Source organism: Pseudomonas lopnurensis, assembly GCF_015070855.1.
GTDB classification, from domain to species: Bacteria; Pseudomonadota; Gammaproteobacteria; order Pseudomonadales; family Pseudomonadaceae; genus Stutzerimonas; species Stutzerimonas lopnurensis.
The window spans coordinates 13,162-25,381 of sequence record NZ_JADDIX010000072.1 but is presented as its reverse complement, the minus strand read 5'-3'; the positions used below and the strand labels follow the sequence as shown (position 1 = coordinate 25,381).

Here is a 12,220-nt window from a genome sequence, read left to right as displayed (position 1 = left end):
CCATTTATTCACGCTCGTTACGCTTTTTATGGAGGGTATTTCCCCGTGAGGACCAAGCATCAGACTCGCCGCGAACTGGACAAGATCGACCGCCAGATCCTGCGCATCCTGCAGGCCGAAGGGCGCTTGCCATTCACCGAACTGGGCGAGCGCGTCGGGCTGTCCACCACCCCCTGTACCGAGCGCGTCCGCCGGTTGGAGCGCGAGGGCATCATCATGGGCTACTCGGCCCGCCTGAATCCGCAGCACCTCAAGGCCGGGCTGCTGGTCTTCGTCGAGATCAGCCTGGCGTACAAGTCCGGCGACATCTTCGAGGAGTTCCGCCGCGACGTGCTCAAGCTGCCGCATGTGCTCGAATGCCACCTGGTGTCCGGCGATTTCGACTACCTGGTCAAGGCGCGCATCTCGGAGATGGCCTCCTACCGCAAACTGCTCGGCGACATCCTGCTCAAGCTGCCGCACGTACGCGAATCGAAGAGCTATATCGTGATGGAGGAAATCAAGGAGTCGCTGGACCTGCCGGTACCGGAGTAGAGCGCTTCTGGCCGAGCCATGCAGCCCCTGGGAGCCGGAATGCGGCGCCATCGGTCAGGCCGTGCTTTGCCCGGCACGGCCGCTTCGGTCTACCCTAGGCCCATGCAAAGAACCAATGACTCTTCGATGAACAGCAGTACATCCGCGCCGAACGACGGCGTTCATGTCCCTTCCTACTATGCCGCCAGCGCCAACCGCGAGCTCGAATTCGCGCCACTGCAGGGCGAACAGCAAGCCGACGTCTGCGTCATTGGCGGCGGCTTTTCCGGGCTGAACACCGCCATCGAACTCGCCGAGCGCGGCCTCTCGGTGGTCCTGCTGGAGGCCCGGCGGATCGGCTGGGGCGCCAGCGGGCGCAACGGCGGGCAACTGATCCGCGGCGTCGGCCACGATGTCGAGCAGTTCGCGTCGATCCTCGGCGAGGACGGGGTCGACGCACTCAAGCGCATGGGCTTCGAGGCCGTCGACATCGTCCGCCAGCGCATCGAGCGGCATGCCATCGACTGCGACCTGACCTGGGGCTATTGCGACCTGGCGACCAAGCCGCGCCACCTGAAGGGCTTCGACGAGGAATATTCCGACCTGCTGCGCCTGGGCTACCCGCACCCGCTGCAGCGCGTCTCGCGGCCGAACATCGGCTCGGTGGTCGGCTCGCAGCGCTACCTCGGCGGCCTGGTGGACATGGGTTCGGGCCACCTGCACCCGCTCAACCTGGCGCTCGGCGAGGCGGCCGCCGCACAGGCGCTGGGCGTTCGGCTGTACGAGCAGTCCGCCGTCGGACGCATCGACTACGGGCCGCAGGTGCGGGCGCACACCGCGCACGGCGTGGTCCGTGCCGACAATCTGGTGCTGGCCTGCAACGCCTACCTGAACGGCCTGCAGCCGAAGCTGGCCGGCAAGGTGCTGCCGGCGGGCAGCTACATCATCGCCACCGAGCGCCTGCCCGAGCCGCTGTGCCAGGAGCTGCTGCCGCACAACATGGCGGTCTGCGACCAGCGTGTGGCGCTCGACTATTTCCGCCTCTCGGCCGACGGCCGGCTGTTGTTCGGCGGCGCCTGCCACTATTCGGGGCGCGACCCCAAGGACATCGCCGCCTACATGCAGCCGAAGATGCTCGAGGTGTTCCCGCAGTTGGTCGGCATCGGCATCGACTACCAGTGGGGCGGCATGATCGGCATCGGCGCCAACCGCCTGCCGCAGATCGGCCGGCTGCCGGAGCAGCCCAACGTGTTCTACGCCCAGGCCTATTCCGGCCACGGTCTGAACGCCACCCACCTGGCCGGGCGGCTGCTCGCCGAGGCCATCGCCGGGCAGCACGGCGGCCGCTTCGAGCTGTTCGCCAAGGTCCCGCATGCGACCTTCCCCGGCGGCCGCGCGTTGCGCTCGCCGCTGCTGGCGCTGGGCATGCTCTGGTACCGACTCAAGGACCGTTTCTGAATTCCCGGCGCAGCGCAACGTCCAAGCCTGGATAATGGACGCGTTCCGGAGGGAGCTTGCGCGCTTACCTGCTGACCCTGACGATCCTGCTGCTCGCCGGCTGCGCCAACCGACCGACGCCGTCCGAGTCCTACTCGGTGGCACCCGGCGAATCGCCGCTCGGCCGCCATGTGCAGCAACTCGCCGCCGCGCAACCGGCCGGCCACTCCGGTTTCCGCCTGCTGGCGGAGAGTACCGAGGCCTTCACCGCCCGCGCCGAAATGATCCGCGCCGCGCAGCTCAGCCTGGATATCCAGTACTACATCGTGCACGACGGCCTGACCACCCGCGCCCTGGTGGACGAGCTGCTGCAGGCCGCCGACCGCGGCGTGCGCGTGCGCCTGCTGCTGGACGACACCACCAGCGACGGCCAGGACTACCGCATCGCCACCCTGGCCGCCCACCCGAACGTGCAGATCCGCGTGTTCAACCCCCTGCATCTCGGCCGCAGCACCGGCATCACCCGGGCGATGGGGCGGCTGCTGCACCTGTCGCTGCAGCATCGGCGCATGCACAACAAGCTGATGCTGGTCGACAGCAGCCTGGCCATCGTCGGCGGCCGCAACCTGGGCGACGAATATTTCGATGCCGACCAGGCGTTCAACTTCACCGATATCGACCTGCTCGGCGCGGGCCCGGTGGCCGAACAGCTCGCGCAAAGCTTCGACCAGTACTGGAACAATCAACTGAGCGTGCCCATCCAGCATTTTCTCTGGCGCGCGCCGCAACAGGCCAGCCTGGACGAGGCACGGCGGCAACTGCACGACTACCTGGCGCAGGCACGCCGGGAGAACGGCGAGCTGTATCGGCGACTGCTCGCCTATCGACAGCGCCCGCAGCTGCAGCAGTGGCTGGAGCAACTGGTATGGGCACCGGGCGAAGCGCTCTGGGACGCCCCGGAAAAACTGCTCGCCGACGGCACACCGGCGCCGGCGCTGCTACTGACCACGCAACTGGCACCGGCCATGCAGGCGGTGAGCCGTGAGCTGACGCTGGTCTCGGCGTATTTCGTACCCACCGGCAACGGCGTCGACTACCTGGCCGACCGCGCCAAGGCCGGCGTCACCATCCGCGTGCTCACCAACTCCCTGGAAGCCACCGACGTGCCGGCCGTCCACGGCGGCTATGCGCCCTACCGGCAGCAGATGCTCGAACTGGGCGTACGCCTGTTCGAGTTACGCCGCCAGCCCGAGCAGGAGGACGCCTACAGCTTCCTCGGCGAGTCCGAATCCAGCCTGCACAGCAAGGCCGCGGTGTTCGACCAGGAGAAGGTCTTCATCGGCTCGCTGAATCTCGATCCGCGCTCGGTGTTGTGGAACAGCGAAGTGGGGATTCTGCTGGAAAGCCCGGAGCTTGCACGCGAGGTGCACCGGCTGACCCTGGAGGGCATGGCGCCGGCGCTCAGCTACGAGGTACGTCTGGAGCAACGCGACGGCGGTACACGCATGGTCTGGATCGCCGAGGACAATGGCCAGCGGCGCGTTCTGGACAAGGAACCGGGCGGCCTCTGGCGCCGCTTCAATGCCTGGCTGGCCGACGTCATCGGCCTGGAGCACATGCTCTAACGCCCCACCCTCGCCTCGCTTTCATCCAGCGGGCACTTCGGCCAAGCCTGGCCGCCAATCGGCCCTGTCGTGGGGAAATCACTCCTTGGGGCGATACCACCCGGCCACCGCTCCGCTAGGCTCGAAACGCTGTCGCAACGCCTCCATAAAAACAACAAAGGAGCACGACCATGCATCGTCATACCCGCTTCTGGCTGTTGCCTGTGATCCTCGGCCTGTTTTGCGGCCTGGCCTCGACGGCCCACGGCCAGCCGCTGACGCCCCTGGAAAGCCTGCAGATCCACGCCAACCGCGCCACCAGCAGCCTCTTGCTGTACCGTGGCGAAGGCTTCCAGAAGACCCATCTGCTGCGTCTGGAAAACGACATTCTGGCGCTGAACGCCGCGCTGCAGGGCGTTCCCAACCCGACCACGGCACTGCGCGAAAGCCACCGGCACTTGCAGGAACGGCTGCGCGAGGGCGCCGGCTTCGGCCACGAAGAGGACGACATGCCCTGGGGCTGGCCGTTGCAGATGAGCAAGGCGCTGCGCGACTTCCTCAGCGAGGTACGCACCCAGCAAGGCGCTGCCGGCGCGCAGGCCGAGCTGCCGGCGAAGGTCGAGTACCTGGCCGTGCAATATCTCAGCCGCGCTTATATCGGCTCGTTCGAGATCGCCCGCGAACAGCCGGACACCTACCTGGGACAGGACGAGCGTGAGCTCGTGCCGGCCATCGATGCCCAACTGGCGGCGTTGGATGGCAAGCGCGATCCGGCGCTAGCCAAGCTCAAGACCCGCTGGGACTTTCTCAAGGTGGCGCTGGAAGACATGAACAGCGCCAGCAACAACCTCACCACCGCTTCGGGTCGCCCCTTCGCGCCGATCATGGTCGACCGCCACGCGCGCAGCCTCAGCGAGCAGTGGATGGCCGTGGCCCCCTGAGCGACGGTGCGCGCGACTACGCCTCCGGCCGGTAACCCAGGCGCAGGCCACCCCAGTGCCGGCCGCGCACCATGATCGGCACCGACAGATCGTGCATCAGCTCGCCGGTGTCGCGGCTGTAGGTCTGTAGCAGCACCTTGCGCTGGTGGCTGCCGCAGCGCCCGCCGGTGCGATCATTGAACAGGCGTTTGCTGCGGCTCTTGACCCGGTCGATCTGCGGGTCGCCCACCGGCGGCTGGCTGAAGGCGCGATTGTGGGTCGGCACGTAGCCTTCCGGCGTGGTGGCGATGGCATAGACCACGGCCGCATGCTTCTCCAGCAGCGGCTCCTGGATCGCCGGCAGCACCTCGTCGGCGTAACGGTCGAAGCGGGTGTGGTACTTCTGCGGATCGGTCCCGGGCTGAGCCTGGTAGTTGCGGTCGAACAGATCGTCCAGGCTGATCCGCCCCGCTTCGATATCGGCTTCGAAGCGCGCGGCGATCGCCGCCGCTCCCCCGCGGGCGAGGTCGAAGATGCTCTGGTGATAGTCGTCGAGCTGCACCTCGGCCAGTTGCTCGCTGGCGCTCTCGGCCTGCGCCACCAGGCGCTCGGCGGCCTGCTCGAGTTGGCGGGTCTGCTTCTCGCTGTCCAGGGCGTCGGCGCGCAACTGGTCGAGTGCGACGAACTGCCCGGTGAGGCGCTCGTGATTACTGGCGGTACCCGAGCTGATCTGCGCCACCTGGCTCTCGACGCTGCCGGCCAGGCCGGCGATGCCGCTGAGCTGCTCGCCGGTGCTGGCGATCTGCTCGGCGGCGGCGTCGAGTTCGTCGGCCTGGTTCTGGATATGGCTCACCACCGCCTCGCTCTGCTGGCGGATGTCGGCGACCATGCGCCCGACTTCCTCGGTGGCGCTGGAGGTGCGCGCGGCGAGGTTGCGCACCTCGTCGGCGACCACCGCGAAGCCGCGCCCGGCCTCGCCGGCACGCGCCGCCTCGATGGCGGCGTTCAATGCGAGCAGGTTGGTCTGGCTGGCGATGGACTGGATCACGTCGGTGATCTGGCGGATTTCCTCGGTACGCGACGACAGTCCGTCGATCAGCGTGCGGCTGGACTGGGTCTGCGCGCTCAGCTGCTGCATCCGCTCGATCGCCTGCTGCAGCTCGGCCTGGCCGGCATCGCTGCGGCGGCGCACGGCCTCGGCCGCCTCGAGCGTCTGCCGCGCCCGTTCGGCGCTTTCCTGTTCGGTGGCGGCGATGCCCTCGGCGCCATTGGCGATCTCGCTCACCGCCTGCAGCTGGGACTGCAGGCGGCTGGCCAGTTGCTCGGCGCTGTAGGCCACCTGCGCCGCCGAAAGGGCGTTGTGGCAGGTATTGCGCGAGAGGTTCTTGCTGAAATCGGTGAACGCCTGCGGGACACGGTCGGCACTGGCGGCAGTCTCGTTCGTCGCCAGCCAGGTGCCGAACCAGGGCCACAGCGCCGCCGCCAGCAGCAACGGCGCTGTCACCAGCATCGACGGAGCCAGCCAGGCGTGAAGCAGCAGCAGGCCGATGATCAGCAGCCCATGGAGCAGGACGGCCCTGGGGTGACAGCGGAAGGCGGGGCTCATGTGCGGCCTCTTGTTCTTGTCGGATTGACCGAGTGTTGTACCCATCCCCGGCGAGAAACGCATTACTGCCTTAGTAGCAACCGGCCTTCACGGGGAGCCGTACAGGCTAGCGGCCGCTGCGCCGCAAACTGAAGGCCTGCCGTCTGCGCCCGGCGCATTCAATATCAGGCGCTACGGCAATCGGGTGTGGCCAGCGGCAAGGCCAGCTGTACGCGCCGGCGCAGCCATGGGCTGGGCCGGTAACGCGCCTCGCCGCCGTAGCACAGCTGCAGGCCCTGCAGAATGGTGAGAATCCGCGCCGGGCCATAGTGCTCGGCGAAGCCCAGCGGGCCTTTCGGGTAACCGAGGGCGAGCTGGACGGCGCGGTCCAGTGTCTGCGGGTCGGCGATGCCCTTCTGCGCGATCTCGCAGCCGAGGTTGACGATGCTGGCGATCACCCGCTGACTGACGAAGCCGGGCGAGTCGTTGATCACCTCCACCGGCACGCCATCGGCTCCCAGCGCCTGGCACGCCTGCGCCTCCGGCGCCGGCTCGAGGGCCGGCTGGCGCATCAGCACACGGCGCCTGTCGAGGTCGCAGAACACGTCCAGGGCGATGCAGCGCGCCGCCGGCAGCACCAGGCGCTCAATCATGTTGCTGGCATCCTCGCCCAACGGAGTGACGAGGCAGATGGCGCGATCCGAAGGCGTCGCGCCGGCCTCCAGCAGCGCCCCCGCCCCGGCCAGTAGCGCGGCGATTCGGCCGCGCAGTTCGGGGTCGCGGCTGTCCAGCCAGAACGGCCGGTCGATAACGACCGGCGCGCGCATCGGCTCCGCCGGGCGGATCTGCTGGCCGTTGTCGTAGCGGTAGTAGCCCTGGCCGCTCTTGCGCCCGAGCAGGCCGGCGGCGACCCGCTGGGCCGCCAGGTAGGAGGGCGTGTAGCGCGGGTCCTGGTAGAACTGCCCATGGACCGACTCCATCACCGCATGGGAGATGTCCAGCCCGGTCAGGTCGAACAGCTCGAACGGCCCCATGCGAAAACCCGGCCCGTCGCGCAGGATGCGGTCGATCTGCTCGGCGCTGGCGATCCCTTCGCTGAGAATGCGCAGGGCCTCGGTGCCATAGGCGCGGCCGGCATGGTTGACCAGGAAGCCGGGGGTATCCGGGGTGATCGCCGGAAAGTGCCCGGCCTGCTCGGCGAGCCGTACCAGCCGCTCGATCACCTGCGCAGCGGTGCGTTCGCCGCGCACCACCTCCACCAGTTTCATCAGGGGCACCGGGTTGAAGAAATGAAAACCCGCCACCCGCTCCGGACGCCGGCAGGCGGCAGCGATACGCGTCACCGAGAGCGACGAGGTGTTGCTGGCAAGCACCGCCTCCTCGCCGACCAGCCCCTCCAGTTCGACGAACAGCGCCTGCTTGGCCTCGAGGTTTTCCACGATCGCCTCGATCAGCAGGTCGCAACCCGCCAGTTCGACCAGCGTATGCGCCGGCTGCATGCGCGCGAGCGTGGCGGCAAGCTGTTCGGCCGTCATGCGCCCCTTGGCGACGTTGCGCTCGAGCAGTTCGCGGTTGAACGCGAGCGCCTGGGCGATGACCTCGGGGCGCGTGTCGTACAGCCAGACCTGCTGGCCGGCGGCGGCGAAGAGCTGAGCGATGCCACGCCCCATGGCGCCGGCACCGATGATGCCGATACGGGAAAACATGCGAATCTCCTCGGTCGTCCGACCCTTATTTTATTTCGCACAGCGGAACAATATTCCGCGCAATTGACCGGAAGCCTAAAGGCTGCCAGGCTGCTGCGCAAGCCAGCCTCGAACAGTCGCCATGCTCGATTCCCATTACTCCGATGCCACGCTGCGTCAGGTGGAAACCACCGTCACCGGCTTCTTCCAGGACCTCGGTTGCCGCCTCGTCGACTACGCGCCCGACCTCGCGGTGGTCGAACTGCTCCTGCTGCCGCGTCACCTGAACAATGCCAGCAGCCTGCATGGCGGGGTCAGCGCGACCCTGCTCGACGTCGCCATGGGCCTGTGCGGAACCTGGGCCGAGCAGCCGGAGCGGCGCCGCGTCGCCACCACCCTGTCGATGAACGTCAGCTTCAGCGCGCCGGCGCCGGCCGGCAGCCGCATCCGCGCGGTAGCCCGCTGCCGCTCCAGCGGCCACAAGGTGTTCATGGCCAGCTGCGACCTGCTCGATGAACAGCAGCGCCTGATCGCCTTCGGCGAGGGCGTCTACAAGCGCGGTCCACTGCGCAGCGAGCTGCCCTGAAACCATGACCGCCCTGCTGCCGCTGGCATTGCTCTGCGAACTGCTGGCCCTGGTGACCCGGTTGCAGCCACTCAGCGTGGCCAGCGGGCTGCTGCTGGGCCTGTTCTTCGCCTGGCACTGGCGCTCGCTGATGCCCTATCCGCGTCGGCTCGGGCTGGTTACCCTGAGCCTGCTCGGCTACTGGCTGGCGTCCGGCGAAGCCAGCTGGGAGCAAGGCCAGCGGATGCTCGCCTCGGCGGCGTACTACGGCGCCTTCATCGGCGCGCTGGGGCTGATGCACTGCCTGGTCAGGCGCCTGCACCAGCTCGGCGAACTGCACCGGCTGCTGCTCGCCGGGCCGCGCACAAGCCTGTATCCGAGCTACCTGCTGAGCACCTTCGCGATCAGTTCGATTCTCAGCTTCGGCATGCTCAATCTGGTCTGCGGCTCGCTGGATCGCCACCTGCAGAAACACCGCTACAGCGAAACCCAGCGCCGCGAGGGCAGCCGCGGGGTGATGGTGACCGCCCTGCGCGGCTTCGCCCTGGTGCCTCTGCTGGCGCCGACCAGTGTGGCGGTGGCGATCCTCACCCGCGAACTGCCGGAGTTGAGCTGGGGCGCGCTGCTGCCGTTCGGCCTGCTCGCCGCCGCGATCCTGCTGCTGGTCGGCTGGCCGCTGGAGAACCGCCGGCTGCAGCACCTGCACGGCGCGGCTGTGTCCGCTACGCCAACGGACGAGTCGCCTCCAACCGGATTGCGCGGCCTGCTGCTCGGCAGCCTGGTCGGCATTCTGCTGATCGCCCTGCTGGCGGCGCTGACCTGGCTGTCGGCGACCCAGGCGGCGATGCTGCTGGTGCCGCTGGCGGTGATCGGCCTCCTGCTCAGGCAGGGCGAAAGGCCCCGTGCGGTTTACATGGAGGTGCGCGAAACCCTCGCCGGCATGCGCAACGAGACCTTCATCTTCGCCTGCTCGGCGCTGCTCGGCGGTCTGACCGCCGTGCTGGTGCCGGTGGACACGCTGGCCGGGCATTTCAGCGCCACGCCGCTGGCGCTGTTCGGTCTCGGCAGCGCCGGCCTGTTCACCCTCATCGGTCTGGCCCTGCTCGGCGTCGCGCCGATCATCTCGCTGAGCCTGTGCGCCGCGCTGCTGGCGCAACTGGCCGGGCACGGCGTGGCGGTCATGCAGCCGGCGGTGGCGCTGCTCTGCGGCTTCTCGCTGGCGATGCTGCTTTCGCCCTACGGGCCCTCGGCACGCATGCTCGCGCGCCAGGCGCAGCTCTCGCCGTGGCGCATCGCCTTCGGCTGGAACGGGCGCTTCGTGCTACTGGTGCTTGGGCCGTTGCTGCTGGTGCCGTTGTTGGCATAGGGCTGCGGAGACCATTCAAGCGATGGGGCGCTGCGAAGTGCAGTGCCTCACACCCAACCATATTCGGCCATCGACAACGGCTCCCCCTCGCCGACGATGAAATGATCCAGCACCCGCACGTCGATCAACGCCAGCGCCTCCTTCAAGCGCAGAGTCAGTTGGCGATCGGCCTGGCTCGGCTCGGCCACGCCGGAGGGATGATTGTGGGTGAGGATCACCGCCGCCGCGTTCTGCGCCAGCGCGCGCTTGACCACCTGCCGCGGGTAGACGCTGGCACCGTCGATGGTGCCGTGGAACAACACCTCGAAGGCCAGCACGCGATGCTTGGAATCGAGAAACAGGCAGCCGAACAGCTCATGCGGTTCGTGGCGCAGCCGCGCCTTGAGGTAGTCGCGCACCGCCTGCGGGCTTTCCAGCGCCGAGTCGCGGCGCAAGCGTTCGGCCAGATGCCGCCGCGCCATTTCCAGCACCGCCTGCAACTGGGCGAACTTGGCGGGTCCGAGGCCCAGGTGCGCGCCGAATTCGGCGAGATCGGCCTCCAGCAGCGCGCGCAGGCTGCCGAAATCACCGAGCAGGTGGCGGGCCAGGTCCACCGCGCTCTTGCCGGCCACGCCGGTACGCAGAAATATCGCCAGCAGTTCGGCGTCGGAAAGCGCTGCCGCGCCCTGTTCGAGTAGCTTCTCCCGCGGCCGTTCCGCCGCCGGCCAGTCACGAATGCTCATGTCAACCTCCCTGTCGAGCGGGCCCACTTCTGCGCAGTGGGCGCTGTGCTATCTTAGCCCGTCATTTTTTCGGGGTGCGCCGGCGAGTTCCGACGCAGTTCTCACCCCGGCAATTCTTACCAGGCAACAAAGGCAGGCCTATGCAGCGGCTGTATCGTAAACGCATCGTCCTGGGCGTCGGCGGCGGCATCGCCGCCTACAAGAGTGCCGAACTGGTCCGCCGCCTGCGCGACCACGGCGCCGAGGTCCGGGTGGTGATGACCCAGGGCGGGCGTGAGTTCATCACCCCGCTCACCCTGCAGGCGCTGTCCGGCCATCCGGTGCATCTGGACCTGCTCGACCCCGCCGCCGAAGCGGCCATGGGGCATATCGAACTGGCCCGCTGGGCCGACCTGGTGCTGGTCGCCCCGGCTACCGCCGACCTCATGGCGCGCCTGGCCCAGGGCACCGCCAACGACCTGCTGACCACCCTGGTGCTGGCGACCAACGCGCCGGTCGCCCTGGCGCCGGCGATGAACCAGGCGATGTGGGCCGATCCGGCCACCCAGGCCAACCGCGCATTGCTGCTCGAGCGCGGCATCCGCCTGTTCGGCCCCGGTTCCGGCAGCCAGGCCTGCGGCGACGTCGGCATGGGCCGCATGCTCGAGGCCGAGGAGCTGGCGCAGGCGGCCGCCGACTGCTTCGACAGCGGCCTGCTGACCGGCCTGCACCTGTTGATCACCGCCGGGCCGACCCAGGAAAACATCGACCCGGTGCGCTACATCACCAACCACAGTTCGGGCAAGATGGGCTTCGCCCTCGCCGAGGCCGCCGCTGAAGCCGGCGCGCGGGTAACGCTGGTCACCGGCCCGGTGTTCCTGCCGACCCCCGACCGCGTGCAGCGCATCGACGTGGTCAGCGCCCGCGACATGCTCGCCGCGTGCGAAGCGGCGATGCCCTGCGACCTGCTGATCGCCGCTGCCGCAGTGGCCGACTACCGCCCGGAAGTGGTCGCGCCGCACAAACTGAAGAAAGATCCCAACAGCGGGGACGGCCTGCTGCTCCAGATGGTGCGCAATCCGGATATCCTCGCCACCCTGGCCAGCCGCCCGGATCGCCCGTTCTGCGTCGGCTTCGCCGCCGAAACCGAGAACCTGCTGGAATACGCCACGCGCAAGCTGCGCGACAAGCATCTCGACCTGATCGTCGCCAACGACGTGGCCAACCCCAGCATCGGCTTCAACAGCGAAGACAACGCCGTCAGCGTGATCGACCGCCAGCAACACGAAACCCGCTTCGGCCAGGCCAGCAAGGGGCACATCGCCCGCGAGCTGGTGGCCTTCATCGCCGACCGCTACAAAAAACAGGCCTGACATGCACGCACTCCAAGCGAAGATTCTCGACCCGCGCCTCGGCCGGGACTTCCCGCTCCCCGAATACGCCACCCCGGGCTCCGCCGGGCTCGACCTGCGCGCCATGCTGCAAAGCGACACCGTCCTGCAGCCGGGCCAGACCCTGCTGATTCCCACCGGCCTGGCGATCCACATCGCCGATCCGGGCCTGGCGGCGCTGGTGCTGCCGCGCTCGGGGCTGGGCCACAAGCACGGCATCGTGCTCGGCAACCTGGTCGGCCTGATCGATTCGGATTACCAGGGCGAGCTGATGGTGTCCTGCTGGAACCGCGGCCAGAACGCCTTCGGCATCGCCGTCGGCGAACGCATCGCGCAGCTGGTGCTGGTGCCGGTGGTGCAGGCCCGCTTCGAACTGGTCGACGACTTCCACAGCAGCGACCGCGGCGCCGGCGGCTTCGGGCATTCCGGCAGCCACTGAGCCAACCGCCCACC

General features: G+C 68.3%; 11 protein-coding genes. 8 read left to right on the top strand and 3 right to left on the bottom strand.

Annotation, left to right across the window (positions count from 1 at the left end; all coding sequences use genetic code 11):
• Nucleotides 1-45 precede the first annotated feature (45 nt).
• From IN820_RS14800 to IN820_RS14785, 4 genes are all read left to right on the top strand, one after another.
• Nucleotides 46-534, top strand: coding sequence for an Lrp/AsnC ligand binding domain-containing protein (locus IN820_RS14800; RefSeq protein WP_193681694.1), 489 nt, complete (start codon nt 46-48; stop codon nt 532-534).
• 126 nt (nt 535-660) lie between these two features.
• Nucleotides 661-1,971, top strand: coding sequence for an NAD(P)/FAD-dependent oxidoreductase (locus IN820_RS14795; protein ID WP_193681693.1), 1,311 nt, complete (start codon nt 661-663; stop codon nt 1,969-1,971).
• A 56-nt stretch (nt 1,972-2,027) separates the two neighbouring features.
• Nucleotides 2,028-3,575 carry a phospholipase D family protein gene (locus IN820_RS14790; RefSeq protein ID WP_193681692.1) on the top strand — a complete coding sequence of 516 codons (1,548 nt, stop codon included), beginning with the start codon at nt 2,028-2,030 and terminating at the stop codon, nt 3,573-3,575.
• 170 nt (nt 3,576-3,745) lie between these two features.
• Nucleotides 3,746-4,495: a hypothetical protein gene (locus IN820_RS14785; RefSeq protein WP_193681691.1), complete on the top strand. Its 750-nt coding sequence runs from the start codon at nt 3,746-3,748 to the stop codon at nt 4,493-4,495.
• Between the two features lie 16 nt (nt 4,496-4,511).
• On the opposite strand, the gene IN820_RS14780 is transcribed toward IN820_RS14785, so the two are convergent.
• Nucleotides 4,512-5,984 carry a methyl-accepting chemotaxis protein gene (locus IN820_RS14780; RefSeq protein WP_235989171.1) on the bottom strand — a complete coding sequence of 491 codons (1,473 nt, stop codon included), beginning with the start codon at nt 5,982-5,984 and terminating at the stop codon, nt 4,512-4,514.
• A 260-nt stretch (nt 5,985-6,244) separates the two neighbouring features.
• Nucleotides 6,245-7,765 (bottom strand): 3-hydroxyacyl-CoA dehydrogenase, encoded by a 1,521-nt coding sequence (locus IN820_RS14775; protein WP_193681689.1) that lies wholly within the window; start codon nt 7,763-7,765, stop codon nt 6,245-6,247.
• Nucleotides 7,766-7,886: 121 nt separating this feature from the next.
• Between IN820_RS14775 and IN820_RS14770 the strand changes: the two genes are divergently transcribed.
• Nucleotides 7,887-8,330, top strand: coding sequence for a PaaI family thioesterase (locus IN820_RS14770; protein ID WP_193681688.1), 444 nt, complete (start codon nt 7,887-7,889; stop codon nt 8,328-8,330).
• A 4-nt stretch (nt 8,331-8,334) separates the two neighbouring features.
• The gene (locus IN820_RS14765; RefSeq protein ID WP_193681687.1) at nt 8,335-9,675 is read left to right on the top strand and encodes a hypothetical protein; all 1,341 of its coding nucleotides are present in this window, start codon (nt 8,335-8,337) and stop codon (nt 9,673-9,675) included.
• Nucleotides 9,676-9,722: 47 nt separating this feature from the next.
• Here the strand turns inward: IN820_RS14765 and radC are convergent, their stop codons facing one another.
• Nucleotides 9,723-10,397, bottom strand: coding sequence for a RadC family protein (radC, locus tag IN820_RS14760; protein WP_193681686.1), 675 nt, complete (start codon nt 10,395-10,397; stop codon nt 9,723-9,725).
• 140 nt (nt 10,398-10,537) lie between these two features.
• On the opposite strand from radC, the gene coaBC reads away from it, so the two are divergent.
• Both coaBC and dut read left to right on the top strand, forming a co-directional pair.
• Nucleotides 10,538-11,749, top strand: a complete 1,212-nt coding sequence (gene coaBC / locus IN820_RS14755) for a bifunctional phosphopantothenoylcysteine decarboxylase/phosphopantothenate--cysteine ligase CoaBC (protein ID WP_193681685.1) — start codon at nt 10,538-10,540, stop codon at nt 11,747-11,749.
• Between the two features lies 1 nt (nt 11,750).
• Entirely contained in the window at nt 11,751-12,206 is a 456-nt protein-coding gene (gene dut, locus IN820_RS14750) for a dUTP diphosphatase (protein ID WP_193681684.1), read from the top strand.
• The last annotated feature ends 14 nt before the right edge of the window (nt 12,207-12,220 follow it).